A 25,156-nucleotide genomic window follows, 5' to 3' on the forward strand; every position below is an offset into this window, starting at 1 on the left:
CATTCGGGCGCGGCGCCGGGCCACTCGAAGGGGGCGGCACGCTCGTAACGGCGCGGGGCCACGCGAAGGGGCCCGGCACCTGAGGTGCCGGGCCCCGCCTTCCGTTCAGCCCTTGATCAGCCGCCGCTCACGGGACGAGCACGGGCGCCTTCTCCGTGCCCGGTGTGCCGGCCGTGCCGGCGGTCCCGATCTCGTCGGCCGCCCCCTCCACATGCTGCGCGGGCCGCTTCGGCAGCGCGAACATCAGCAGGAAGATGACGCCCATCACCACGGCCACCCAGCCCAGCGCGTGCTGGAAGCCGTTCACGTAGGCCGGCCCGTTTCCGGCGACAGCCAGCCGGTCGCTCATGGTGCCGAAGAAGACCACGGACACCAGACCCAGACCGAGCGCGTTGCCCATCTGCTGCACGGTGTTGATCAGACCCGACGCCGAACCGGAGTGCTCACGCGGGACCTCCGACAGCACCGCGTCGGTCAGCGGCGCCACGATGAACCCCATCCCGGCGCCCATCACCACCAGCGGAAGCGCCATCTGCCAGGAGGCGATGGAGGCGCCGTAGCGGTCGGACTCCCAGATGTAGAGCAGCACGCCGAGCGCCATGATCAGCGCGCCCGCCTGGAGCACCTTGCGCCCGAAGCGCGGCACCAGGAGCTGCACCGACATCCCGGCCGCGGCCGACACCGCGATGGAGAACGGCACCCCGGTCAAACCCGCCCGCAGCGCGCTCCAGCCCAGCCCGACCTGCATGTAGAGCGTCCACACCAGGAAGAAGATGCCGAGGCCGACCCCGAAGACCGTCTGCACGGCGATGCCCGCCGCGAAGCTCTTCACCCGGAACAGCGACAGCTCGACCAGCGGCGAACCGTCCCGCTGCCCCTTGCGCCTCTCGTACGCCACCAGCGCCGCGAAGACGACGACCGAACCCGCCATCGAGGCGTACCCCCACAGCGGCCAGCCCAGCTCACGGCCGCGGGTCAGCGGGTAGAGGAGCATCAGCAGACCAAGCGTCACCAGCGCGACGCCCACCAGGTCGAGCTTGAGCGCCCGCGGCGCCTTGGACTCCGTGATGAACTTGCGGCCCAGGATCAGTCCGGCCACGCCCACCGGCAGGTTGATGAGGAAGATCGGCCGCCACTCCAGCCCGAACAGGTTCCACTCGGTGAGCAGGGCGCCGAGCAGCGGACCGGACACCGCGCCGAGGCCCACGATCGCGCCGAACAGTCCGAACACCTTGCCTCGCTCGTGCGCCGGGAAGGTCGCGTGCACGATCGACAGCACCTGCGGCACCATCAGCGCGGCCATCGCCCCTTGCAGGATCCGCGAGGCGACCAGCATCTCCGGGTTGGCGGCGAAGCCGCACAGCGCCGACGCCAGCGTGAAACCGCCGATGCCGATCAGGAAGAGGCGCTTGCGGCCGTGGATGTCGCCGAGCCGCCCGCCGGTGATCAGTCCCGCGGCGAACGCCAGCGCGTAGCCCGCGGTGATCCACTGGATCTGACTGAACGTCGCGCCCGCGTCCCGCTGTATGGAGGGGATCGCGATGTTCACGATCGTGACGTCGACCAGGTCCATGAAGGCGGCGGTCATCACGATGGCGAGCGCGAACCAGCGCCGCCGGTCGGCCGCGGGAGCCGTACTGCTGGGAGGGGTCTTGGTGGAGGTCATAGGGACAAGCTAGGGGCCCATTAGGTCAGATCGTGTCCTAGATCTGCGGCAGTCTGGAGACCCACCGGCCAGGACCGAGGAGACACCATGACGACCGACACCCCGGCGCGCCTGCTCCAGCTCCTCTCACTCCTGCAGACCCCGCGTGAATGGCCCGGCGGCGAGCTGTCCGACCGGCTCGGGGTGTCCCGCCGTACCGTCCGCCGGGACATCGACCGGCTGCGCGAGCTCGGCTATCCGGTGCAGGCGACCAAGGGCGCGGAGGGCGGGTACCGGCTGGTCGCGGGCAAGGCGATGCCGCCGCTCGTGCTCGACGACGAGGAGGCCGTGGCCATCGCGGTGGGCCTGCGGGCCGGGGCCGGGCACGCCGTCGAGGGCCTGGACGAGGCCTCCGTACGCGCGCTCGCCAAGCTGGAGCAGGTGCTGCCGTCGCGGCTGCGGCACCGCGTGTCCACGCTCCAAGCGGCCACCACGCCGCTGACCAGCGGGGACGGCGCCAGTATCGCGCCGGAGACGCTGACCGTGATGGCCTCGACGGTGGCCGGCCGCGAGCGGCTGAGGTTCGCCTACCGTTCCGGGGACGGGACGCCCTCACGGCGCCTGACCGAGCCGTACCGGCTGGTGTCGACCGGCCGCCGCTGGTACCTCGTCGCCTACGACCTCGACCGCGAGGACTGGCGCACCTTCCGCGTCGACCGGGTCGCCGAACCGTTCGCCACGGGGACGCGGTTCACTCCGCGGGAACTGCCGACGGGCAGTGCGGCGGAGTATCTGCGGCAGTCCATGTTCCGGCGGCAGGAGACGTACGCCTTCGACGTCACCTTCGCGGCGCCGGCCGAGTTCGTCGCGGCCCGTCTCCCGGCCTGGCTGGGCGCGCCCGAGCCGCTCGACGACCGCAGCTGCCGACTGCGTGCCTCGGCGGGCGACTCGGTGGAGTGGCTGGCGGTGCGGCTCGCGATGGTCGACTGCGAGTTCACCGTGCGGGAACCGGCGGAACTGATCGGCTACCTGCGGGATCTGGGCGCCCGCCTGACCCGGGCGGCGGGAGGCCCTCAGGACGAGGGCCTCATCTCCCCCTGACGAGGTGCGGGCGCTCAGACCCGTACGGCGCTCCAGGGGAAGTCGTCCAGGGTCGCGAGGTTGCGCAGGGCGAGCGCGGGCGGTCCCGTCGGTCCGTCCGGGGGCTCCTCCCCGGCGGCCCACGCCTCGACGGCCACCCGCACGGCGGCACTGGCGACGGCGGCGGCGAGCCGCAGGTCGGCGGGCATTCCGTGGGCGGCCCCCGGAGGCGGAGGGCCACCGGTGACGGCGGGTTCTCCGGCACCAGGCGTCGCGGGGGACGCGGTGACGTCGGGCACTGCGGCGCCGGGCGTCGCGGGAGACGCGGTCACGCCGGATTCTTCGGCGCCGGGCGCCACGGGGGCGCCGGTGAGGGCGGCTTCCTCGGTGCTCGGAGCGGCGGCCGACCCACTGGCGGCGGACTCCCCGGCGTCGGCGGGCGCCGATGTCCCAGGCGGCGCGAGGCGTGCCGCCAGTACGTCCGCGAGGGTGCGTTCCGCGGTCTGGCAGGCCTCGCCCCAGACCCTGCGCAGGGCGGGGCTGCCGTCGGCCAGCCGCAGCAGCGTGCGCACCCACTCCAGCGACTCGGCCCTGACCCCGACGCCGGGAGTCAGGGTGCCGGCGACCGCGTGGCGCAGCGCCTCGGGGACGTCCAGCTCGGCAGGGGCGTCCCGGACTGCCTCCGCCCACTTCTGCGCGCCCGCGGCGAAGAGCGGGCCGAGGGCCTCCTCCTTGGTCGCGAAGTACCGGTAGAACGTGCGCGGCGCGACCCCCGCCGCGCGGGCGATGTCCTCGGCCCGGGTGGCCCGCAGACCGTGTGTCACGAAGAGCCCGGCCGCCGCCCGCGCGATGTCCATCCGGGTAGCCGCTTTCCGCCGCTCGGTGAGCGAGGGCCCCGCCCCGGCGGTGATCTGCGCAGCGCGCTGCCCGGGGTCCCGCGGGGTGCGCCCGGCGGCGGCGCGGGAGCCCCCGTCGGCGGGGATGGGGAGGGCGCCGAGGCGAGAGGTACCGGTCACGGCAGGCAGGTTATGCCTCTGTGGCACAATCTGCCATTCCGGGTCACCCCGGGGTTCAGGTTCGGGGTGACCCGGACACGCGCCCGTCCGGGCGGGCCAGGCGCAGGTCGTGGGCACATGCCGGCCGGCGCCGCCCGCAGGGCGCGCACAAAAGAGCCGAGCCCCGGCGCCAGGGGGGGAGGCGCCGGGGCTCGGCCCGGGTGAGTCCCGGCGCCGGGGGGAGTGCGTCGGGACTCGGCTTGTGGGTGGCGGACGAGCCGCACCGCGGCTCGGGCCCGGGGGACCAGGGCCGCACGACCCGGGCCCGATGTCCGGGCCCTGAGGTCTTGTGCCCCGAGTCCGCCCTTTTGAAGCGGCCTTACCTGGCCATGTACGCCGGACGGACGCGCTTCGTCACGCGGCCGCGTCGAAACCGGTGTCGCGAGCCAGCTTCTTCAGCTCCATCAGAGCGTGCTTCTCGATCTGCCGGATCCGCTCCCGGGTCAGTCCGTGCTCCTTGCCGACCTCTGTCAGCGTGCGCTCCCGGCCGTCCTCGATGCCGTAGCGCATCTTGATGATGGAGGCCGTGCGCTGGTCGAGACGACCTATCAGGTCGTCCAGCTCCTCGCTGCGCAGCAGGGTGAGGACCGACTGCTCCGGCGAGACCGCCGAGGTGTCCTCCAGCAGGTCGCCGAACTGGGTCTCGCCCGCGTCGTCCACCGCCATGTTCAGCGAGACCGGGTCGCGTGCCCAGTCCAGCACGTCGATGACGCGCTCCGGGTTCGAGCCGAGCTCGGCGGCGATCTCTGTGGGCTCCGGGTCGCGGCCGTGCTCGCGGTTGAACTCGCGCTGCACGCGGCGGATGCGGCCCAGCTCCTCGACCAGGTGGACGGGGAGGCGGATCGTGCGCGACTGGTCCGCGATGGAGCGCGTGATCGCCTGGCGGATCCACCAGGTGGCGTACGTCGAGAACTTGAAGCCCTTGCGGTAGTCGAACTTCTCGACGGCGCGGACCAGGCCCGCGTTGCCCTCCTGGATCAGGTCGAGCAGGGGGAGGCCACTGCGCGGATAGCGGCGGGCCACGGCGACGACCAGCCGGAGATTCGAGCGGATGAAGATGTCCTTGGCCCGCTCGGCGGCGGCGACGAGCGCCTCCAGCTCCTCACGGGTCGCGTCCGCCTTGGCGTCGTCGACCTCTCCCTCGAGGATCTGGTGCGCGAACACGCCCGCTTCGATGGTCTGGGACAGCTCGACTTCCTTGGCGGCGTCGAGCAGCGGTGTGCGCGCGATCTCGTCGAGATACATGCCGACCAGGTCGCGATCGGCGATCTCGCCGCCTCCGGCGCGAACACTGCTTGCCGCGTCGGTCTCGCCGGCGGCGGACTTACGACGGGCGACGGCACGGGTTGCCATGCGTGCTCCCTTGCGGTGGTGGGCTGGCGGTCGTCCTGGACACTCGATTCACCCTCCCGGGTGCCCTGCATCCGAAGGAAACAACGACTGGAATCCGGACAGAATTCCCAAGCCGACCCCTTCTTTTTGTGATCATGCAGTACCCTGTGCCGCCACATGGGGAGGGCGGATGGGTCCGGAGTTCACAGAGGTGCAGGTCAGAACAGGAGTCGAGGCCGACCTCGGCGCTCTCACCGACCTCTACAACCACTACGTGCGCGAGACCCCGATCACGTTCGACACCGTCCCCTTCACCCCGGAGGAGCGCCGCCCGTGGCTGCTCTCCCACCCGGAAGACGGCCCGCACCGCCTGATGGTTGCCACGGCGGGCGGCTCACAGCGGATTCTGGGGTACGCCACATCCGGTCCCTTCCGCGCCAAGCCCGCGTACGCCACGTCGGTGGAGGTGACGGTCTACGTCGCCCCCGGCGCCGGTGGCCGCGGGATCGGCACTCTGCTGTACAACGCCCTCTTCGAGTCCCTCGCCGGCGAGGATCTACACCGGGCGTACGCCGGGATCGCGCAGCCGAACGAGGCGTCCGCGCGGCTGCACGAACGCTTCGGGTTCCGGCACGTGGGCACGTACCGCGAGGTCGGCCGCAAGTTCGGCCGCTACTGGGACGTGGCCTGGTACGAGAAGGAGCTGTGATTCCGTGCCGTCGCGGGGGGGGCCGGCCGGGTCCGCCGGAAAGCGGTGACCGCACGCCCGTCGCAGTCACGGGCCGGGTCCACCGGGGAGCGGTGACCGCTCGGTCGCCGGGCGGGTCAGCCGATCTGGAGTGAGCGCTTGGCGAGTCCCAGCCAGAAGCCGTCGATCACCGTGCGCTGCGAGGAGAGCTCCTCGTGCGCCGCGCCGAGGGTGACGAACAGGGGCGCGAAGTGCTCGGTGCGCGGGTGGGCCAGCCGGCCCGCCGGGGCCTTGTTCTCGAAGTCGAGCAGGGCGTCCAGGTCCTGGGCGTCCAGGGCGCGCCGGCCCCAGTCGTCGAACTCGGCCATGACCGAGGACACCCGGCCCTCCTGGCTGAGCGCCCGCAGGTTGTGCGTGAAGAAGCCGGAGCCCACGATCAGCACGCCCTCGTCGCGCAGCGGCGCAAGCCTGCGGCCGATCTCCATGAGCCGGACCGGGTCGAGCGTCGGCATGGAGATCTGCAGCACCGGGATGTCGGCGTCCGGGAACATCTCCACCAGCGGCACGTAGGCCCCGTGGTCGAGGCCGCGGTCCGGGATGTCCTGGACCGGCGTACCGGGGGCGCGCAGCAGCTTGCGTACGGACTCGGCGAGCGCGGGCGCGCCGGGGGCGTCGTACCGGACGCGGTAGTAGTGCTCCGGGAAGCCCCAGAAGTCGTACACCAGCGGGACGGTCTCCACCGCGCCGAGGGCGAGCGGGGCCTCCTCCCAGTGGGCGGAGACCATCAGGATCGCCTTGGGGCGCGGCAGGTCGGCGGACCAGGCGGCGAGCTGGCCGGGCCAGACGGGGTCGTCGGCGAGCGGCGGGGCGCCGTGGCTCAGGTAGAGAGCGGGCATGCGCTCACGCGTGGGGCGCTCATCGGTGGTGGCGGACATGGCGGCGGCTCCCTGACTGATACTTGAACTCTAAAGCTCTCCCTCGAGACTACTCCGCACTTGTTTAAGCTTCAAGCAGGAGCCTCGTACAGTGGAAGCATGAACACGGCACCCGCGGAAGAGCCGCGCTGGCTCAGTGACGAGGAACAGCGCATCTGGCGCGCGTACATGCACGCCACGACCCTGCTGGAGGACCACCTCGACCGCCAGCTCCAGCGTGACGCGGGCATGCCGCACATCTACTACGGCCTGCTCGTGCAGCTCGCCGAGGCGCCGCGCAGGCGGCTGCGGATGACCGAGCTGGCGATGAACGCGAAGATCACCCGCTCCCGGCTCTCGCACGCGGTCGCGCGGCTGGAGAAGAGCGGCTGGGTACGGCGCGAGGACTGCCCCTCCGACAAGCGGGGGCAGTTCGCGGTGCTGACGGACGAAGGGCGCGAGGTGCTCGCGCGGACCGCACCCGGCCATGTCGGCGCCGTCCGCCAGGCCCTCTTCGACCGGCTGACCCCGGAACAGCAGAAGTCCCTCGGCGACATCATGCGGATCGTCGCCGAGGGACTCCAGCCGCAGGAGGCGGGCGCGGACCTGCCCTGGTTGCGGTAGGGGCTGCCTGCCGCTGCTCACCGGGCCGGCCGTGACCGGCGGGACGCACCGGTCGGGGCTCGCCGCGTCCGTACGCGGGTCCGCCGGGTCGGCTCAGGGGTGTCCGCGGGGGCTCGGCGAGCTTCGGCGGGTGGCCGCGGAGGCGGGTCCGCCCCGGTTCCGCTGAGCTCGGAACCGGGGCGGACCCCAGGACGCGTACGGGCGAGGCGTCCCCACCCCGCGCCCGTACGCGAGGCACTCACGGCGACCGGGTGCGAGCGGCATCCGGTCGTACGAGGTGTCAGTGGGCGATGACCGGGACCTTGAACTCGTCCTCGACGCCCTCGCCCGCACCCTCGCCCGACACGGACGTGGTGTCCGGACGGCCGGTGTTGATGAAGGTCGCGGCCACCGTCGCGGCGACCACGAGGATGCCGACGGCGAACCAGATCGCGTTGGTGTAGCCGTGCACCTGGCCCTGGAGCTGCACCAGCTGCTGCTGGGACTTCGAGCCGGCGCCCGCGATGTGGTCCTTGATGTAGGACGTCGTCGCCGACGCGGCGATCGTGTTCAGCAGGGCCGTACCGATCGCGCCGCCCACCTGCTGCGAGGTGTTGACCATCGCGGAGGCGACACCGGCGTCACGCGGCTCGACGCCGTGCGTGGACAGCGACATGGCGGGCATGAACGCCGTACCCATGCCGAGGCCGAGCAGGATCATCCCCGGCAGGATCGTGCTGGAGTAGTTGGAGCCGATCTCCAGCTGGGTCAGGATCAGCATGCCGAGCGCGGCGACCAGGAAGCCCGGCGCCATCAGGAAGCGCGGCGGGACCCGGGTCATCAGCCGGGTGCCGATCTGCGTGGAGCCCACCATCATGCCGCCGATCATCGGCAGGAAGGCGAAGCCGGTCTTGACCGGCGAGTAGCCCTTCACGATCTGCAGGTAGTAGGTCAGGAAGAGGAACAGGCCGAACATCGCGATGATCGCGAGGCCGAGCGAGAGGTAGACGCCTCCGCGGTTGCGCTCGGTGATGACGCGCAGCGGCAGCAGCGGTGCCTTGACCCGGGACTCGGTGATGACAAAGGCGGCCAGCAGCACGGCCGAGGCCACGAACAGGCCGACGGTCACGGAGTCGCCCCAGCCGTCGGACTCGGCGCGGGTGAAGGCGTAGACGAGCGTGACCAGACCGAGGATGGACAGGATGACGCCGGGGATGTCGAGCGGCGAGCGGTTGCGGCCGCCGGCCGGCTCACGGATGACGTAGTACGCGCCCGCGGCGGCGATGATCGCGAACGGGATGTTCACGAAGAACGTCCAGCGCCAGTCGAGGTACTCGGTGAGGACACCGCCGAGGATGAAGCCCACGGCGCCGCCGCCACCGGCGATCGCGCCGTAGATGCCGAACGCCTTGGCGCGCTCCTTGGGCTCCGTGAACATCACGGCGAGCAGGGAGAGCGCGGCGGGCGCGAGCAGCGCGCCGAACGCGCCCTGGAGGGCACGGGCGCCGAGCATCATCGCCTCGTTGGTGGCCGCGCCGCCGAGGGCGGACGCGCCTGCGAAACCGATCAGGCCGGCGACGAAGGTGCGCTTGCGGCCCCACAGGTCGGCGATGCGCCCGCCGAACAGCAGCAGACCGCCGAAGGCCAGCGCGTAGGCCGTGATGACCCACTGCCGGTTGCCGTCCGAGATCCCGAGGTCCTGCTGGGCGGAGGGCAGCGCGATGTTCACGATGGTGGCGTCGAGGACGACCATCAGCTGGGCCAGCGCGATGAAGCTGAGCGCCTTCCAGCGGTTGGAATGGGCGTCGGCCAGATCCGCCTTGGCGGTGGCCCGGACTGTTTCAGACATGGGGGTACCCACTTCGGTACTTCGTAGCGAAAAAAGGGATCGTCGAGCTGAGTAAGGGTCGGGGCGTCGCCGGTGACGGCCCCGGGGCGTTGTCAGGAGAGTCGGCTCATCGACGGTGACGGCCGAAAGCATGGTGTGAGGAGTGACCGGCGCCGGGCGCCGGACTCATCGGTCAGGCGCGTCGCAGATCCTCCACGGTCGCGGCCACCCCGGGCAGTACGGAACGGGCCGGCGCCCGCATACCGTCCAGGAAAAGCTGCAGATGACGGTGCACGAACCGGTCGATCCCCTGGCACGCGGTGCCGGGCAACGGCCGGGTGAGCTGGGTCAGGGCGATCATCAGGTCGCCGAACTCGACGTCGGGACGCAGGGTTCCGGCCTTGCGGCCGCGCTCCATGAGCAGCTCCACCAGTTCCGTGAAGCGGTCCCGGGCGGCGACCAGGTCCGGGTGGTCCTGGTCGAAGCCCCTGGAGAGCATGGGGCACAGGGCGCCGATGCGCTCGTCGGCGGCGGCGTGCACGAAGCGGCTCAGTGCCTCGAACGCGTCACCGTCCCCCGCGAGCGCGGTCTCGATCTGTTCCGAGGTGCGGTCCATGACCGAGCAGACGACCTCACGCACCAGTGCGTCGCGGTCGGGAAAGTTGCGGTACACCGTGGCGTTGCCGACGCCGGCCCTGCGGGCGATCTCGTCGAACGGCACTTCCGGGCCGAACTCGACGAACATCTCCCGGGCGGCGCCGACGATCCGCTCCCGGTTGCGCAGGGCATCGGCACGCGGCCGGGTCGCTCGGCGCTGCGTGGGGGTGGCGGTCTCCACGGCGTACTCCTCCAGTAGGTCCAGTGCTCCGGATGGGCTCCGGAGGTGCTGCTCGCCCGGATGACTCCGGGTGGTGCGTCCGGCGGGTGCCGGGTGGTCCGTGTGGTGCTTTCCGGCGGGTGCCGGGGTCGTGCCCCTCCCGGACGACTCCGGGTGGTGCTCGCCCGGCGGGTGCCGGGGTGGTGCTCGCCGCGGTGACTCCGGGCCGGGGTTGCCGGCTCCGGAAGGGACTCCGGGTCTCGCGCGTCCGTCGCGGCGGGTTCCGTCGCGGTCCGGGTACCCGGCGCGGCGGTGATCCGACGCCCCTCCGGGTGCCCGGGGCGATCCGGGGACGCGTTCCCCGTTTCGCTTGGACACACAGCTAAACGGGGAAACGATCCCCGGTTATTTCCCAGGTCCAGTGTGACCTGCGTCACATGTCCTGCGGGACGGAAACCCACGTTCGGTCCCCTCCGGCGAGCGCCCCCGCACCCCGCGAACGAGGGTGATCGCAAGGGTGCAGCCGGAGCCGGCGGCTGCCGGGGAGCGAAGGGGCCCATGCATGCAGCCGACCAGCCGTCGGATACGCCCGCGCCGTGTGGCCGCCTTCGCCTCGGTGACCGCCCTGACGCTGGCGGTCAGCACCTCCGCCGGCACCGGGCACCTCACGGCGGGCTCGACCGCGTCGGGCTCCATCGCGCTGGCCCGCTCCACGGCGCTCGGCCCCTGCATGATCACCGGCGCCGCCGGCGTCCAGATGTCGGAGGGCATCCCCACCCCGGCAGGCTACGCCCGCTCCACCGGCACCGTCCGCGCCCTCAACCTCATGGTCGACTTCTCCGACGCCCCCGGCCAGGGCAGCGCGCTCGACCGGCTGGCGGAGTTCTTCCCCAAGACCCGGGAGTGGTTCCGCACCAGCTCCTACGGCCGCCTCGACTACCGCCCCGAGGCCCCCGTCCGTGACTGGCTGCGGATGCCGAGATCCTTCAAGGACTACGGCATAGAACGCGGCGCCCCCTTCGACCCCGGCTACCGCGACCTCGTCCAGGACATCGTGGCCGTCGCAGACCCCAGGGTGGACTTTCGCGCGTACGACATCCTGAACGTCCTGGTCACCCCGAACGCGGGCCCCTCCGCTCTGGACACCGTCCTGTCGGTGACCTTCGCGGGCAACACCGAGGCACCCGTCGCCGACGGCGTCCCCGTCGCCAACGCGTCCTTCGTCTACAGCCGCCAGGACGACGGCTCCGGCTCCTACGGCGACACCGGCTACCGCGTCCTGCCGCACGAGAACGGCCACACCTTCGGCCTGCCCGACCTCTACACACAGGACGGCGGCGGCGCGGTCGGCCACTGGGACATCATGAGCGAGGACTGGGGCGCCGACAACGACCTGCTCGGCTGGCACAAGTGGAAGCTGGGCTGGCTCGACGAGTCCCAGGTCCGCTGCGCCGCGACGCCCGGCACCAGCGAGTACACCCTCACCCCGCTCGCCAGGCCCGGCGGCACCAAGCTGGTCGTCGTCCCCCTGAGCGCGAAGACCGGGTACGCGCTGGAGCTGCGTACCCGCGCGGGCAACGACGAGACCGTGTGCCGCCCCGGCATCCTCATCTACAAGGTCGACGCCGACGTGGACACCGGCAACGGCCCCGTCAACGTCTTCGACTCCCAGCGCGACAGCGGCGGCTGCACCCGCAGCCCCAACGTCCACGCCGAACTCTCCGACGCCCCCTTCACCCCCGGCGAGTCCTTCCAGGACCCGAAGACGGGCGTCCGGATCACGGTCGCGGGAGCGGACCTGACGGGAAACCACCGGGTGTACGTGACGCGGCGGTGAGGGGGACGGGAGCGGTGACAGCAGGCGTGGGGGCGGCGGCCGTAGGGACGGCAGCCGTGGAGGCGGTGGCCGTAGGGAGGGCATCCGTGGAGGGGGCAGCCGTGAGGAGGGGAGCCGTAGGGAGGGCAGCCGTGGGGGCGGCGACTGAAACCCGTGGCCGGGCGTCTTCGACCTGCTGGGGCGACCGGGCAAGCATTACGGTGTCTCATCCGAGATCCGCAACGGAGAGCTTCCATGCCATCGAACGTCTCGCCGGCACTCGACACCCCCGTACCCGCCGAGGCCGTCGCCCCCCTGATGCGCGGCATCGCCGTACTGCGGCGGCTGACCGATGCCGACGGGGCGTCCAGTCTCAGCGGTCTGGAACGGGCCACGGGGCTCGCCCGGTCCACCGTCGACCGGATCACGGCCACCCTCGCGCGCATGGGATACGTACGCCTCGACGGCCGTGACGCCGTCCTCGCGCCACGCCTCATGGAGCTCGGCAACGCCTACCTCGCCGCGCTGCGCCTCCCCCGCCTGCTCGGCGCCCACGCGGACGCGCTCGCCGACGAACTCGACGAGTCGGTGTCGCTGGCCGTCGGCGACCTCGACGGCATCCGGTTCATCCACCAGGCCACCCGCCGCCGCGCGATGTCCCTCAGCTTCCGCATCGGCGACCTGCTCCCGGTGGAGCGCACCGCGCCGGGCCCGCTCTTCGCCACCGAGTGGGGCCCCGCGGAATGGGCCCACTGGCACGCCCGCCGGGCCGCCGACCCGGAGGACCGCGGCTTCCCGGCGGTACCGGCCAGGAGCCGCCCGATCGTCGACGCCGACGACGACGACCGCGACGGCACGGACCACCGGGCGGCACAAGCGCCCACCGACACCCCGGTGAACGGCACCGCGCCCCGGCGCGACCCCGCCCTCGGGGACGACTTCGAACGGCGTACGGCGGCGGCCCGGGAGTCCGGCTGGTCCCTGGACGACCAGCTCATCGAGCAGGGCCTGGTCGCCCTCTCCGTGCCGGTGTGCGATCCGGGCTCCGGCCGTATCGCCTGCGTCGTCAGCGTGGTCAGCCACACCAGTCGGCACACCGCCGCGGACCTGCGGGACACGCTGCTCCCCCGGCTGCGGACCGCCGTGGAGGCGATGGAACGGGAGCTGCGGATCGCCGCCGAGGCGGGGGAACGGGGCCTGCGGACCGCCGTCGAGCCCGAGGAACGGGGGCCGCGGACCGGCGTGGAGGCCGGGGAACAGGAGCTGCGGACCGCCGCCGAGGCCGGGGAACAGGGGGCGCGGACCGGCGTGGAGGCCGGGGAACAGGAGCTGCGGCACACCCCGTCCGCCGGGCCGGCCGCACGCACCGGACTCGCCACGTGGACGGGGGCCTCGAAGCAGGAGCTGGGCCGCGACTTCATCGAGTCGCTGGCCCGCGGGCTGACGGTGTTCACGGCGTTCGGGGACGGCCGCGCGGAGCTGACGCTCTCGGAGGTCGCGCAGGCTACGGGGCTCGCCCGGGCCACGGCCCGCCGCGCCCTCATCACCCTGGAACACCTCGGCTACGTCACCGCCCGCGACCGCTTCTTCGGGCTGACCCCGCGCGTCCTCGGCCTCGGCTATCCCCCGCTGTCCCGGCTGTCCCTCCCCCAGATCGCGACGCCTCACCTCACCGCCCTGTCCCAGCACCTCCAGGACTCGGCGTCGCTGGCGATCCTGGCGGGCGACGACATCCAGTACACGGCACGGGTCGCCACCCGCCGCGTGATGAGCGTCAACGTCACCGTCGGCACCCGGCTGCCCGCGTACGCGACCTCGCTGGGCCGGGCGATGCTGGCGGACCTCCCGGACCCGGTGCTCCCGGAGGCAGCCCGCCTGACCCCGCGCACGATCACCGAGCCCGCGCAGCTACGGGCGGCCCTGGACCGCGTACGCGCCGAGGGGTACGCCCTGGTCGACGAGGAACTGGAGGAGGGCCTGCGCTCCATCGCCGTACCGGTACGCGACGGCGGGGGCCGGGTCGTGGCCGCCGTGAACGTCGCGATGCACAGCAGCCGCCGCACGGCGGAGCAGTGCGTGACGGAGGTACTCCCCGAACTCCACACGGCGGCAACCCGAATCGAGACGGACCTGCGGGTGGCGGGGAGGTTCCGGCGGGTGTCTCGGGTTTAAGGGGGTGTGGGTGTGGGGGTGCGCGTCCGTGGCCGGGGGCGGACGCCCGGGTGGGGACGCGCATCGGGCGGGCGGGGCGCCGGGCGGGGGCGCGCCGGGCGGGCGGGGGCACGCCAGGTGCGTGAGGCTGACGGTCCGGCGGTAGGCACCGGCGGACGGGGCCTCATTCCGTAGATGCCGTCGATTCCGTTGATGCCGTGGATTCCGCCGACTTTGTGGATTCCGCCGACTCTGTGGATTCCGTCGCGCCGATGTCCTGTCGGGTGGTTATAAGGGTCCGTTGCCGGGGGTGCCGCGGTAGGGGCGTCCTGTGGGGTCGTTCGGTGGGGCGGGGGTGCCATGGGCACCGGGGCTGCCGGGGGCGCCGGAGTTGCCGGCCGGGGACCGCCCGGAGGCGTCCAACCCCGCGAGGACGGCCGAGGCGGCGAGCCGGGGCAGCAGCAGCGTCCAGAACCGGGTGAGGGTGTTCCGGGAGAGCCACCGCTCGTCGCGGGCGCCGAGGGTCTCGAAGCCGACGACGGCGGCGACGATGGTGGACGCGGCATCCCGCGCGGACACGTCCTTGGCCAGCACGCTCTCGCGGTCGGCGCGGCCGAGTATGTCGATGACGTACTCGTGCCAATGGCGATGCAGATGATCGCCACCGGTGACGGAATCCGCCCCTCCGGTCAATGCGAACCCTGCTCGGAGCACGACGTCGTGACTCAGCCCGTGGAGCAGGGCGTGGGAGGCGTCGACCAGAACCTGAAGGGACCCGCCGCCAGGGGAATCGGTTCCGCCCCCTCGCGGCGGGCCGGCCGACCCGGCCGTATGCGGTGCTCCCCCGCCTCCGGAGCCCTCACCTACTCCCGTGATGCGTTCGAGGCGTTGGGCGGCGGCCCGGCCCACGGCGTCGGCGAGGGCCGCCTTGCTGGCGAAATGGAAGTGCAGCGCGCCGTTGCTGACTCCGGCCCGGGCACTGATGGCGGCCAGGGTGACCACCTCGAAACCCTCCTGGTCGAAGAGCTGGGCGGCGGACTCGATCAACGCGTTGCGGGTACGGACCGCGCGCTCCTGCTTGGCCATCGGGGCTCCCATTCTCACCGGAGACTCGATGAGGGTAACAAACCGTCCATGCGGTTTAGGCTGCGGGGCCTCAATCTCCACTCGAAGGTCGATGGGCCTCCACTGGACCCCCGCAGAAAACGCCCCGCTCAGCGCCGCGAAGGACAGGCGGCGACACGGAAGGAACAGACTTGGACATGGCTCAGGGTGGGGAGGAGGGCGCGGGGCCCGGGGCGCGGGAGAGCGGCGGTGCAGCGGAGGCTGGTGGGGCGATTGGGGCTTGCGTCGTGGATCCCGTAGTGGCCCCGGCGGTGGTGCGGCACGACGACTACCGGCGGCACGCGCGCACCAAGGCACCCCGCCGGCTCGGTCGATGCACCGCATGGCCCCGCCCAAGTCAGGGGGTCTTCAACGACCTTGGCGTCAGCGGCGCACACGCCTCGGACTGCCCCCTCGACCGGAGCCGCCATCCGCTAGGCTAGTCGCCGGGTCTCCACGGAGATCCGCACGCCTTCGTAGCTCAGGGGATAGAGCACCGCTCTCCTAAAGCGGGTGTCGCAGGTTCGAATCCTGCCGGGGGCACATGGGTGATGGCCCCGGGCCGATCATGGTCCGGGGCCATCACCATTTCCCTTTGGCATCAAAGAGGGCGGTCACGCGCAACCGGCCGTCGGCATGAGCAAGCGATCCGTGTGGCTGATCATCTCGCGCTGAGTGTCCTGTACGACGTGCGTGTACGCGTCCATGGTTATGCCGTTCTGACCGTTCCCAGGAATCTGCATCACGACGCTGCATCGGCTCGGTCCTGCGTGCCACGACTGACGCCACTTGGGCGCTCGCGGCCGGTGATCTTCCTGCCATTCGTACACCTTGAGGGCGCCGAACTACCGCCCTGTGCATACGACTTTGAGCCCCTCCACGGCGGTCACCCTCAGAGACGCCAGCCCCACTAAGGTTGACTTATGACGGAGGCAGGGGAAGTCGCGCGCAGGCCCAGACAGCTCAACGAGTTGACGGATTTGTACGGCTTTCTGGATGAGGTCAGGCTGCGTCCAAGCATGTGGGTGCGAGGCCAGTCGCTTCTTCATCTGGAGTCCATGCTGATCGGCTACACAGCGGCCCTCGGAGTGCACGCCATCAACGAGGATTGCAACCTTGAAACCGGGAGCCTAGGGCCGTTCGCCCAGTGGGTCTGGAAGTGTCTGGAGATGGCCTACCCCAGCGCGCTGGGTTGGGCGGTCGAGATCGAGCGCAGGGCAGAGGAGATCGACGTGCCTGCCATGGAGCTGTTCTTCGAGTTGCTGGACGAGTTCCGCGCCGCCGACCACAGTGCCCCCCAAGGTGAAGCAGGACAGACAGGTCTCGACCAAGTCTGACTCGAAGTAGGGCAACCAGGCAGCGATCACCGAGCAGTGCAGGCTGAAGCAAGCCCCCGGCCTGGCGATTGAGATCATCTAGGGATGGCAGAGGCACGGCTCCCCCGATGGACTCTTCAGCAGATCCGCGAGGTATCGGGGGACCGAGAGGCTGTCGCCCTGGATCCCGATCGGCCGGTGATGTGGGTCGGCTGTAGCAAGGCCCACGAGATGCCACACCCAGAGATCGTTATCGGGTTTCGCAGCCTGTGTCTGGTGAAGCCTACCGATGACGACGACTGGTACATGGGCAGCCTGTACGACGACAGCAGCATCGACTGTTGGCAAGCCTACGACGACCTCTACGAGGCACTACGCGGCCTCTGAGGAGCTTGCATCACAGCAACACTCAGCTCGGCGTGCTGCCCAGGCTGAGGGTGCTCTGCGGTAGTGATTACCTCTGGTGAGAGGTCGCGCCGTGCTTTCGTGTCGGGCAGTACCTCGCGCTTTCGTCGGCGAAAGCGCAGAGCATCTCGATGAACTCACGGTATTCGTCGGGGGTGCCGCGTTCGTTGCTGGGTGGTCCATCGATCCACTGCTGCCAGAGTCCGTCCGGGGCAAGGAACCTGGCCGCGTGGTCGGTCTGGAGTCTGGCGTCGAGCAGCAAGAGCGCGCCGAGAGCGTCCGTCTGGTCGTAGGAGAGGTCAGGGCGAAGCAGGTAGCGGTCGAGGTAGGCGCTCAGGATGTCGGCGTCGGCCGAGGTACCGAAGGAGGCCAGGGCGACGCAGTACGCCTGGCCCGCCCAGGGCCCTTGACTGGCGAGCAGGAGTTCGCCGAGACGTTCCCGAAACTCGGTTCTGCCGGCGACGGCGATGAGCCAGGCCGCCGTCGTGCACTCGCGCCATCCTCGGTCGAGCAGCACACCCAGCTCACGATGGCTGATGTCACCAGCAGCCCTGCCCAGCTTCCGCATGAACTTGTCCCGCTCACGCCCACTCATAGCGAGAAGAGCGCCACCGAGCTTGAGATACCGAAGGCCGGGCGTGACATACCGGCGGATCAGCTTGAGTTGCTCACGCTCCTCACCGGTGCGACGCATACCGGCATCCTCGTACTGACGAAGCTCCCAGACCAGTGATCCGGCCGACGCGGTCGAGTTGACAGCAGCCCGGTCAGGTATCGAAGCCCTGGCTCAGCGGCACCGACACCCCGACAAGAGACGACACCAGATGTCAGAGACCCCGGTCTTGGTTCCAACGATTCACGTGCATCGCGTAAAAGACGTTGCCGATGCCGGCGGTGAGAATGAGGAGCCAGAAGTGGACCCACAGCGACTGACGCCGGCGTCTGAAGCCCGTACCGCCGACGACTGCTGCGGAAGACGCCACGGCGGAGTTGTTGTTGTGGATGATGATCGTCGGAGGCTGCCCGTAGGGCTGGGGCTGGGCAGGTTGCTGGTCCGGCGCTGTCGCCATTGGCGTCGTCTCCTCGATGTGCTGGGCGTGCAAACGTGAGACGCACCGTAAGGGTGCCGAAGTGATCACCGACGGGGAACCAGCAGCCCATCACCCTGTTGGGGGATGTGGGCCACGGCCCGTCTCGGTTTCCCTCTCATCCAGCACGGTTCACGACCGGTCGGCCCAGGAGGCTGAAGTGGGCTGCACGCCCAGGTCGATTACGTGAAGCAGAGCCGTTCCGGCGTGTGGGCGTCATGTCATCATCGGGTGATGTTGACCGAGGAGGATGCGCGTCGGCTGGTGCTTGCCGAGGTCGAAGTCGTAACAGGGAGCGTGGAGTTCGAGCTTGGGATTCTGCGGGTGGAAGACCTGCCGTTCGGGTGGATCTTCTACTGGGGCGCGGTCCGGGACGGTGAGAACGGAAGGCGCCCCCGGCTGGGAGGCAACGGTCCCTTCCTGGTGGACAGGGAGAACGAGCGGCTGGTCCGAACCGCCACCTGCGCCCCCGTGAGTCGTCAGATCGCCGACTACGAACGCCGGCTGCGACGCGAAGCCCACGCCCGGAACATGGCAGCGAAGCGAGCCGCGCGGCAGCGTGAGGCCGAAAACGCCGAGAGCGACTGAGCCTCAGTTGTCCTGTCCCGGTGGAGTGTCCACTGCGCTGCGCAGCGTCATTACGGCGTCGTCCGAACGTAGTTGAGGAGCGCGGTGGCCCTCTCCCGCGTCCTTCGGATCGGCCGTTCCCCCGCCCGGTTGTCCCCGGGCCTCTGCGGGATTGTGCGCGATCTGTAACGGGGGGATCCCTTCGGCTTCTTCTGTCGTCCTGGGTGGTGGCGCCTGGTCATTCAGGGGCGGCTAGGGACTGCGGGAATCGGGGGCGGACATGGCACGGCATGGCAACGCGCGGGGCTGGTACGGCAAGGTCGTCGGGGCGGCGCTCGGGGTGACCCTGCTCGCCGCCGGTGCCTCGGTGTGGACCGCGCAGGCCGGTGCGGTCGGCGGTTCCCCGCGCAAGCCCGCCGCGTCGGACACCGCGGGCAACCACGGCAAGCCGGTCGCGGTGAGCATCGTGCACGCCTCCGACAAGGGGGCCCGCGGCGTCAACATCACCATCGACGACGGCCCCGACCCCGAGTGGACCCCCCAAATGCTGGACGTGCTGCGGGAGTACGGGGTCAAGGCCACGTTCTGCATGGTGGGGACGCAGGCGCAGGCCCACCCGGACCTGGTGAAGAAGGTGGTCGCGGCGGGGCACCGGCTGTGCGACCACTCCGTCTCCCACGACACCTCCATGGACAAGCGGTCCCAGACCTACCAGTCCCAGCAGATCCTCGACGCCGAGCGCATGATCACCAAGGCGTCCGGCGGTGTGCGGCCGATGTACTACCGGGCGCCCGGCGGCGCGTTCACCCCGTACAGCCGCAAGCTGGCCGCCTCCCGGGGGATGCGCCCACTGGGCTGGAACGTGGACACCAAGGACTTCGAGCGGCCCGGTACCGACGCCATCGTGGCCACCGTCGAGCGGGAGTTGCCCAATGGGCCGACGCTCCTCTTCCACGACGCGGGCGGCGACCGTTCCCAGACCGTCGAGGCCCTGCGCCGGATCCTCCCCCGGCTCAAGGAGCAGGGGTACTCCTTCGGCTTCCCCGTCCGCTGAGCCCCCGGCCCGCCGGCCGTCCGGCCTCCCTCCGTACGGCGTCCGCGCGGTGCGGCCTGCTCCGCGCCGGTCCCGGTTCCGTGCCGGTTATCCTGCGTCGTCCTGGCCGGGTCAGAGAGGTCCCCATCATGAGCAGCAGCACGTCGCCCTTTCCCGCGCGGATCGAGTTGGCCGGGGAGGGGCTCGTCCTGCGTGACTGGACGGAGGGCGACATCGCCGCGATGCCGGGGCTGTTCGACCATCCCGACATCGCCTACTGGACGCCCATCGTCTCGCCCTTCGACGAGGTGGCCGCCCGGACGCGGCTGGCGAAGGACCGGCAGCTGCGTGCGGAGGGTACGGCGATCCTGCTCGCCATCACCCTCGACGGTGGCGCGCCGCTCGGCGAGGTGATGCTGCGGCGGGCCCCCGAGGGTACGGAGATCGGCTACGCCGTCGGACCCGCCCACCGCGGGCAGGGGCTGGCCGTGCGGGCGGTGCGGGTGATGGCCGCGTACGCCTTCGAGCAGCTCGGTTCGGAGCGGGTGATCCTGGAGCTGGAGGCCGAGAACGACGCCAGTGTCGCCGTGGCCACCAAGGCGGGGTTCCGCCTGCTCGACGTTCCGCTCATCACGGGCGAGGAGAAGGGGCGGCCCTTCGCCCTCCAGACGTGGGGCCTCGACCGGCAGTCGTTTGAGGACGGCGGTCCGGGCTCCCGCCGAGGGTGACGGCCGGTTCCGTTGTCGTAGGCGGGCAGTACCGTCCTGGCATGGCGGTCACCATCGATCTCACCCTCGACTGCGCCGACGCGCAGCTCCTGCGGCGTTTCTGGAAGACGGCTATCGGGTACGTCGACGAGCCGCCGCCCGCGCCCTTCGCGACCCGTGAGGAGTGGCACGCGGGTTTCGGGCTGCCCGCCGACGACTCGGTGGACGACGGGGCCTGGCTCTGCGACCCCGACGGCGTCGGGCCCCGGCTCTGCATCCTCAAGGTCCCTGAGCCGAAGACGGCCAAGAACCGGCTCCACATCGACGTCCGGGTGCCGGGGCACGGCGGTCCCGAGGAGCGGTGGGCGCGGATCAGGGGCGAGTCCGAGCGTCTGGTGGGCGCGGGCGCCTCCGTCCTGGAGGAGTTCGACGGGCATCACGTCGTGATGGCCGACCCCGAGGGCAACGAGTTCTGCGTCGGCGCCACCCCGGCGTGACGCCCCGCACGCCGGGGTGAGCGTGCCAAGCCGCACGCCGGGGGGCCTGCCGCCCCGTACGCCGGGTGAGCGTGCCACGCCCTACGCGCCCTCACGGGGCGTTTCCCGCAAGGTCGCGTGCGTCCGGCTGAGGGAGCAGTCTCAGGCACCTGTCGAAGGCGCGCGGGTAGAGCCACGGGCTGTGGTCGTCCGCCGTGAGGGCGTCGAGGGCGGCCAAGGTGTCCTTGGCTGTCTTGCACCCGGGGTGAGCCGCGGCGAAGGCTGCCACGCGGGGGCCTTGGGCGGGCAGCCAGGTGGCGATCGTCCGGGGGTCGCCGTCGTACCACCAGGAGAACCTGAACTCGTCCCAGAGCAGATCGGTCGCCCAGTCGAAGGCGAGGCGGACCAGGCCGGCGTCCGTGCCGGGGCCCGAGAGGCCGGAGATGTGTGCCAGCCAGGGGTCCAGGTCGCCGGTCGCGTGCGCGATGCCTTCGAGGAGACCGGTGATGTCCCCGGCCGCGCCGCCGTCGGTCAGCGCGATGCCCAGCAGGGCCCCGAAGGCCCGCAGTGTCACGGCGCGCTCGGGCACCGGCCAGTGCGCGAACCCGGCGCCGTCCGCACCGAGATGGCCGATCTCCGCGGCCGGGTCGACGGCCTCGCCGTCCGGTCCCCAGTGACGCAGCGCGCGGGGCATGAGGCGCCGCCACAGTACGGAGTACTGGTCCGGGTCCCAATGGCTGGGGACCTCGCGCATGAAGCAACCGAGGAGGTCGTCCGGTACGGCGTCGGGGTCACCGCCGAGGAGGTGCAGCTCCGACTCGGGGTAACAGTGGGTGCAGCCGTCAACCGGGGCTTCCAGCAGGGGCGTTGCGGCGAAGATCCGGTCCGCCTCGGTGAGCGCCCGGCGCCATGCCGCGAGTGGATCGGGGGTGTGGGGAACGGTCATCGGGCGACCTGCCGTGGGACTCCGTCCGGGCGCGCCCGGCGAAGAGCGGGACTCTAGCAGCCACCGGGCCGACCGGTGCCGTACGCCCTGGGGGGCTCCGGTGACCGGAGCTGCCGAGCCGGTGACCCGGCGTCCTCCGAACGGCGTGAATCGGCCATCGCCGACAACGCGGAGTCCCGGTCGTCCGTGGCCGGACGCCGGGGCTCCGCGCGGGGGAGATCAGGCCGCCAGCGACACGCCGGCGCCGGGCTCGACGCCCGGGTACGCGGCGGTGATCAGGTTGAGCTGGCGCTGCATGTACCAGGTGTTCAGGCCGAAGACGAAGGCCAGCCACATGCTCGCGGCGGGGCTGCACGTCACCGGCAGGCCGGCCGCGCGCTGGGCCTTGGCTATGGCCTTGCCGGTGTTGTGGAAGGAGACCAGCGGGGCGATGAGGGTCCAGCCCAGGAAGATCATGACCAGCACGCTGCCGGCGGGGTTGAGGGCCTGGCGGTTGTCGAACTCCTTCAGCTCCTTGTGGATCTTGTAGTACCAGACCAGCTGGTAGATGCCGAGGGTGATCAGCGGCAGGCCGAGCCACGCGGCGACGGGGCCCCGGCGCTTCATGGCCAGGCCGGTCAGGTGCGCGACGGGCGCGGGGGCGGCGGGGGCGACAGTGCCACCGGCCGGGTTCGCGGCACTCAGGCCGGCGTCGGTGGTGGGCTGGATGTCACTCATGTGGCGGGCTCCATTGGCTGGTGCTGGGATCAGCTGGAGCAGCATGCCAGGGGCGTGAAGATGGCGTGAAGTAGTTGTGGCTTCAAGTGACGGTTCGTCACCCGATCGTGATCAAGCTCGACGCATGCCCGGCCGGGCGCCGGACGGGTCGTGCGGCGGCCGGAGGGCACCGGAGAACTCGCACCACACGATCTTGCCGGGATTCCGGTGCGCCACACCCCACTTGTCCGCCAGCGCCGCGACCAGGAGCAGCCCCCGCCCCGACTCCCCCGCCGGCGCCGTCACCCTCGGCTCGCCGCCGCCGCTGTCGTGGACCTCGACGCGCAGCAGGTCGCCGCACGGAACTAGCCTCAGCCGCAGGCCCCGGCCGGGCGGTACGCCGTGCACCAGGGCGTTCGTGGTCAGCTCGCCCGCGCAGAGCAGGATGTCGTCGTACGCGCCCGGCGGCACTCCCCAGTCCGACAGCGCGGCCCTCGTGAACTCCCGTGCGGCCGGCACCGATCGGCGTTCACGCCGGTAGAAGCGCTCGCGAGGGCTGTGAGCGGTTTCGTTGTTCACGTGACGAGAGTGACGCTCCGTGGTCATGATGGAGCAGTGAGTGGACCCGTACAGATTTCTTGTACGGGTTCCCCGCGGTGGACGTACGTGCCGTGAGGGGGAGTTGGACCGTATGAACTCCAGGAAGCGTTCGCGCAAGAACGCGTCAGCGATGAAGATGGTCGGCGCGCAATTGGGTGTCCTGCGGCGGGCCGCCGGTTTCACCCAGCGTTCGCTCGCCGAGCGGGCCCTCGTGGACGAGGAGACCATCGCCTCCATCGAGCAGGGCAGGCGCCCGCTCAAGGAGGACTTCGCCGGTCTGCTCGACCAAGTCCTCGACACGAAGGGCGTCTTGTCGGCCGCCCTGGAGCACATGCCCGAGGTGGACCTGTTCCCCCGCTGGGCCGAGGAGTACATGGATCTGGAGCGGGAGGCCATCGCCATCTCGTCTTACGAGAACCAGGCGTTCCCCGGCCTTCTGCAGTGCCCGGCCTACGCCCGAGCGATCTTTCGGAACGAGGTGCCGCCCCTCACCGAGGACGAGGTCACTCAGCGCGTCACAGCTCGCGTCGCCCGCCAGGAGATCCTCGAACGCGCGGACCCGCCGACTGCTTGCTTCATCATCTCCGAGGCGACCTTGATGGACCGGCTCGGTGGCGCCCCCGTATACACCGAGCAGTTGCGGCGCCTCCGCGAGTCCGCCGCACTGTCGGCCGTCACGCTCCAAGTGATGCCGCTCGGGAGGGACTTCCACGCCGGGCTTTCCGGGCCCTTCGTCCTCATCGAGACCCCAGACCACCAGCGCATCGCGTACGTCGAAGGCCAGCGCAGGGGATGGCTGATCGCTCAGCCCGACGAGGTGTCCCTCCTGGAGCGCAAATATGCGATGCTGCGGACACAGGCACTCAACCCGGCGGAGTCCATGGGCCTGTTGGACCGATTGCTAGGAGAGCGATGAGCACCGCACTGCAGTGGGTCAAGTCCAGCTACAGCACAGAGCAGGGCGGCAACTGCATCGAGGTCGCCACCCTCCCCTCAGCCGTCCACGTCCGCGACTCGAAGACCCCCGACGGTCCGGTCTTCCGGGTCGCGCCCGCCACCTGGACGGCGTTCCTCACGCTTGCCCGCGGCTGACAGGGCGAGCGTCACCGCGACCGACGCGGCGGCCATCACCGTCATCCCCGTGGCCGCCGAGGTCAGTTGGGCAACCGTGCCCGCCAGCGCCGCGCTCACTCCCTGCATCGTGACCATGCCCGAGGAGTGCAGTCCGAGGGCGTGACCGCTCAGTTCGTCCGGCGTGAGCGCCATCAGCCGTTCCTGCTGGATCAGGCTCGCGCCGAAGCCCACGGAGGCCACGGCGACACAGGCCGCCGCCACCGCCGTCCCCGGGCGCAGTACGAAGAGCAGGTACGGGCCCGCGAGCAGGAGCAGGAACGGGATGCCGAGCCGCGCGCGCACCCGGGGCGGCAGGAAGCGGCCGACCGTCACGTCCCCGACGAGCATGCCGAGGGCCCCCATGGCGAACAGCAGGCCCGCGTGGGCCGGGGCGTACGGGACGAAGAGGGATTCGCAGCCGACGACCAGGCCGTTGGGGATCCACAGGAGCAGGTAGACGCGCCGGCGCGGGCCGGACGACCAGAGCCGGGCGTTGGTGCGCCAGGTCTCCCGCACGGAGGGGCGGCCCGCGGTCCGGGGCTCGCGGCGGCTCAGCCCGAGGCGGGAGACGAGCGCCGTCACCAGGTACAGCCCGGCGGCGACGGCCAGCGTGCTGCGCGGCGAGAGCACGGCCACCAGGACTCCGCCGGTCGCGTACCCCAGGATCTGGGTGAGGCCGTTCATCATGTTGAAGACGGAGCGGCCCAGCAGGTAGCCGTCCCTGGTCAGGATCTCGTTCAGCAGGCCCCAGGTGACGCCGCCGCCGAGCGAGGCGACCAGGCCGAGGCCGAAGACCAGCACGAGGGCGCCCCACACCGGGAGTCCGGGGATCGCCAGGACCGCCGTACCGGCCGCGAAGGCGAGTGCGATGCCGGTCAGGGTGGCGCGGGGCCGCAGCCGGTCCGCCGCCGAGAGCAGCGTGGTCGCGCCGAGCACCTGGGCCAGCGACGGGCCGAACATGCTGAGGGCGGAGAGCAGCGGCGAGTCGGTGGCCTCGTACACGAGTGTGCCGAGGGCCAGTCCGCTGACCGTCTGGCCCGCCGACCTGAGCGCGGAGGCCAGGAAGAGCGGGGTGAACTCCGGGGTGCGGAAGAGGTCGGAGTAGGTGCGCATGGGCGGAGTCTGGGACGGGCCCCGGGCAGGCCGTTACTGTTTCGCGCCTGGGCGAAACCGACG

25 protein-coding genes, 1 tRNA gene and 1 pseudogene are annotated in these 25,156 nt (G+C 71.2%); 13 read left to right on the top strand and 14 right to left on the bottom strand.

Annotation, left to right across the window (positions count from 1 at the left end; translation table 11 throughout):
* Window positions 1-127 precede the first annotated feature (127 nt).
* The gene (locus tag ACZ4VA_RS24065; RefSeq protein WP_355790708.1) at window positions 128-1,666 is read right to left on the bottom strand and encodes an MFS transporter; all 1,539 of its coding nucleotides are present in this window, start codon (window positions 1,664-1,666) and stop codon (window positions 128-130) included.
* An 87-nt stretch (window positions 1,667-1,753) separates the two neighbouring features.
* Here ACZ4VA_RS24065 and ACZ4VA_RS24070 point away from each other — a divergent pair, with 87 nt between their 5' ends.
* The gene (locus ACZ4VA_RS24070) at window positions 1,754-2,746 is read left to right on the top strand and encodes a helix-turn-helix transcriptional regulator (RefSeq protein ID WP_468082488.1); all 993 of its coding nucleotides are present in this window, start codon (window positions 1,754-1,756) and stop codon (window positions 2,744-2,746) included.
* Between the two features lie 14 nt (window positions 2,747-2,760).
* Here ACZ4VA_RS24070 and ACZ4VA_RS24075 read toward each other — a convergent pair whose 3' ends face one another.
* A complete protein-coding gene (locus ACZ4VA_RS24075) occupies window positions 2,761-3,741 on the bottom strand; it encodes a TetR/AcrR family transcriptional regulator (protein ID WP_468082489.1) in 981 nt (326 codons plus the stop codon).
* 393 nt (window positions 3,742-4,134) lie between these two features.
* Window positions 4,135-5,133: a sigma-70 family RNA polymerase sigma factor gene (locus ACZ4VA_RS24080; protein WP_355794124.1), complete on the bottom strand. Its 999-nt coding sequence runs from the start codon at window positions 5,131-5,133 to the stop codon at window positions 4,135-4,137.
* A 169-nt stretch (window positions 5,134-5,302) separates the two neighbouring features.
* Here ACZ4VA_RS24080 and ACZ4VA_RS24085 point away from each other — a divergent pair, with 169 nt between their 5' ends.
* The gene (locus ACZ4VA_RS24085) at window positions 5,303-5,821 is read left to right on the top strand and encodes a GNAT family N-acetyltransferase (RefSeq protein ID WP_355794123.1); all 519 of its coding nucleotides are present in this window, start codon (window positions 5,303-5,305) and stop codon (window positions 5,819-5,821) included.
* 116 nt (window positions 5,822-5,937) lie between these two features.
* On the opposite strand, the gene ACZ4VA_RS24090 is transcribed toward ACZ4VA_RS24085, so the two are convergent.
* Window positions 5,938-6,735: a dioxygenase family protein gene (locus ACZ4VA_RS24090; protein ID WP_356163919.1), complete on the bottom strand. Its 798-nt coding sequence runs from the start codon at window positions 6,733-6,735 to the stop codon at window positions 5,938-5,940.
* A 99-nt stretch (window positions 6,736-6,834) separates the two neighbouring features.
* Here ACZ4VA_RS24090 and ACZ4VA_RS24095 point away from each other — a divergent pair, with 99 nt between their 5' ends.
* Window positions 6,835-7,338, top strand: a complete 504-nt coding sequence (locus tag ACZ4VA_RS24095; protein ID WP_355794298.1) for a MarR family winged helix-turn-helix transcriptional regulator — start codon at window positions 6,835-6,837, stop codon at window positions 7,336-7,338.
* 280 nt (window positions 7,339-7,618) lie between these two features.
* Here ACZ4VA_RS24095 and ACZ4VA_RS24100 read toward each other — a convergent pair whose 3' ends face one another.
* Window positions 7,619-9,166, bottom strand: coding sequence for an MFS transporter (locus tag ACZ4VA_RS24100; RefSeq protein ID WP_355789647.1), 1,548 nt, complete (start codon window positions 9,164-9,166; stop codon window positions 7,619-7,621).
* A gap of 172 nt (window positions 9,167-9,338) precedes the next feature.
* A complete protein-coding gene (locus ACZ4VA_RS24105; RefSeq protein WP_355789644.1) occupies window positions 9,339-9,983 on the bottom strand; it encodes a TetR/AcrR family transcriptional regulator in 645 nt (214 codons plus the stop codon).
* Window positions 9,984-10,524: 541 nt separating this feature from the next.
* Between ACZ4VA_RS24105 and ACZ4VA_RS24110 the strand changes: the two genes are divergently transcribed.
* Both ACZ4VA_RS24110 and ACZ4VA_RS24115 read left to right on the top strand, forming a co-directional pair.
* Entirely contained in the window at window positions 10,525-11,799 is a 1,275-nt protein-coding gene (locus ACZ4VA_RS24110) for a M6 family metalloprotease domain-containing protein (protein WP_355789641.1), read from the top strand.
* Window positions 11,800-12,033: 234 nt separating this feature from the next.
* Entirely contained in the window at window positions 12,034-13,950 is a 1,917-nt protein-coding gene (locus ACZ4VA_RS24115) for an IclR family transcriptional regulator domain-containing protein (RefSeq protein WP_388905006.1), read from the top strand.
* A 267-nt stretch (window positions 13,951-14,217) separates the two neighbouring features.
* Here the strand turns inward: ACZ4VA_RS24115 and ACZ4VA_RS24120 are convergent, their stop codons facing one another.
* Window positions 14,218-15,015 (bottom strand): TetR family transcriptional regulator, encoded by a 798-nt coding sequence (locus ACZ4VA_RS24120; RefSeq protein ID WP_468082490.1) that lies wholly within the window; start codon window positions 15,013-15,015, stop codon window positions 14,218-14,220.
* Between the two features lie 488 nt (window positions 15,016-15,503).
* On the opposite strand from ACZ4VA_RS24120, the gene ACZ4VA_RS24125 reads away from it, so the two are divergent.
* A tRNA-Arg gene (locus ACZ4VA_RS24125) sits at window positions 15,504-15,576 on the top strand.
* A 71-nt stretch (window positions 15,577-15,647) separates the two neighbouring features.
* On the opposite strand, the pseudogene ACZ4VA_RS24130 reads toward ACZ4VA_RS24125, so the two are convergent.
* Window positions 15,648-15,782, bottom strand: a pseudogene (locus ACZ4VA_RS24130) (site-specific integrase); the annotation flags it as partial.
* Between the two features lie 174 nt (window positions 15,783-15,956).
* Between ACZ4VA_RS24130 and ACZ4VA_RS24135 the strand changes: the two are divergent.
* The gene (locus tag ACZ4VA_RS24135) at window positions 15,957-16,370 is read left to right on the top strand and encodes a hypothetical protein (RefSeq protein ID WP_356163916.1); all 414 of its coding nucleotides are present in this window, start codon (window positions 15,957-15,959) and stop codon (window positions 16,368-16,370) included.
* 433 nt (window positions 16,371-16,803) lie between these two features.
* On the opposite strand, the gene ACZ4VA_RS24140 is transcribed toward ACZ4VA_RS24135, so the two are convergent.
* Window positions 16,804-17,448, bottom strand: a complete 645-nt coding sequence (locus ACZ4VA_RS24140; RefSeq protein WP_452920750.1) for a DUF6000 family protein — start codon at window positions 17,446-17,448, stop codon at window positions 16,804-16,806.
* Between the two features lie 133 nt (window positions 17,449-17,581).
* Complete coding sequence (locus ACZ4VA_RS24145) at window positions 17,582-17,824, bottom strand: hypothetical protein (RefSeq protein WP_468082491.1); 243 nt, start codon at window positions 17,822-17,824, stop codon at window positions 17,582-17,584.
* 252 nt (window positions 17,825-18,076) lie between these two features.
* On the opposite strand from ACZ4VA_RS24145, the gene ACZ4VA_RS24150 reads away from it, so the two are divergent.
* The 4 genes from ACZ4VA_RS24150 (at window position 18,077) to ACZ4VA_RS24165 (ending at window position 20,646) form a co-directional block, all read left to right on the top strand.
* Window positions 18,077-18,430, top strand: a complete 354-nt coding sequence (locus tag ACZ4VA_RS24150) for a hypothetical protein (RefSeq protein WP_468082492.1) — start codon at window positions 18,077-18,079, stop codon at window positions 18,428-18,430.
* 259 nt (window positions 18,431-18,689) lie between these two features.
* Complete coding sequence (locus tag ACZ4VA_RS24155) at window positions 18,690-19,463, top strand: polysaccharide deacetylase family protein (protein ID WP_468082493.1); 774 nt, start codon at window positions 18,690-18,692, stop codon at window positions 19,461-19,463.
* A gap of 128 nt (window positions 19,464-19,591) precedes the next feature.
* Window positions 19,592-20,170, top strand: coding sequence for a GNAT family N-acetyltransferase (locus tag ACZ4VA_RS24160; protein WP_468082494.1), 579 nt, complete (start codon window positions 19,592-19,594; stop codon window positions 20,168-20,170).
* 41 nt (window positions 20,171-20,211) lie between these two features.
* Window positions 20,212-20,646, top strand: coding sequence for a VOC family protein (locus ACZ4VA_RS24165; RefSeq protein WP_468082495.1), 435 nt, complete (start codon window positions 20,212-20,214; stop codon window positions 20,644-20,646).
* 91 nt (window positions 20,647-20,737) lie between these two features.
* On the opposite strand, the gene ACZ4VA_RS24170 is transcribed toward ACZ4VA_RS24165, so the two are convergent.
* The 3 genes from ACZ4VA_RS24170 to ACZ4VA_RS24180 form a co-directional block, all read right to left on the bottom strand.
* Window positions 20,738-21,571, bottom strand: a complete 834-nt coding sequence (locus tag ACZ4VA_RS24170) for a hypothetical protein (RefSeq protein WP_468082496.1) — start codon at window positions 21,569-21,571, stop codon at window positions 20,738-20,740.
* A gap of 219 nt (window positions 21,572-21,790) precedes the next feature.
* Window positions 21,791-22,288 carry a DUF4234 domain-containing protein gene (locus ACZ4VA_RS24175; protein ID WP_356163911.1) on the bottom strand — a complete coding sequence of 166 codons (498 nt, stop codon included), beginning with the start codon at window positions 22,286-22,288 and terminating at the stop codon, window positions 21,791-21,793.
* 111 nt (window positions 22,289-22,399) lie between these two features.
* Window positions 22,400-22,873, bottom strand: coding sequence for an ATP-binding protein (locus ACZ4VA_RS24180; RefSeq protein ID WP_389390832.1), 474 nt, complete (start codon window positions 22,871-22,873; stop codon window positions 22,400-22,402).
* An 85-nt stretch (window positions 22,874-22,958) separates the two neighbouring features.
* Between ACZ4VA_RS24180 and ACZ4VA_RS24185 the strand changes: the two genes are divergently transcribed.
* Window positions 22,959-23,783: a helix-turn-helix domain-containing protein gene (locus ACZ4VA_RS24185; RefSeq protein ID WP_468082497.1), complete on the top strand. Its 825-nt coding sequence runs from the start codon at window positions 22,959-22,961 to the stop codon at window positions 23,781-23,783.
* The gene (locus tag ACZ4VA_RS24190; RefSeq protein ID WP_468082547.1) at window positions 23,705-23,959 is read left to right on the top strand and encodes a DUF397 domain-containing protein; all 255 of its coding nucleotides are present in this window, start codon (window positions 23,705-23,707) and stop codon (window positions 23,957-23,959) included. The genes ACZ4VA_RS24185 and ACZ4VA_RS24190 overlap by 79 nt, the downstream gene beginning before the upstream one ends.
* Here ACZ4VA_RS24190 and ACZ4VA_RS24195 read toward each other — a convergent pair.
* Complete coding sequence (locus ACZ4VA_RS24195) at window positions 23,861-25,093, bottom strand: MFS transporter (protein ID WP_356239382.1); 1,233 nt, start codon at window positions 25,091-25,093, stop codon at window positions 23,861-23,863. The genes ACZ4VA_RS24190 and ACZ4VA_RS24195 overlap by 99 nt on opposite strands.
* Window positions 25,094-25,156: the final 63 nt, after the last annotated feature.

The organism is Streptomyces sp. NPDC028308, from assembly GCF_055565855.1.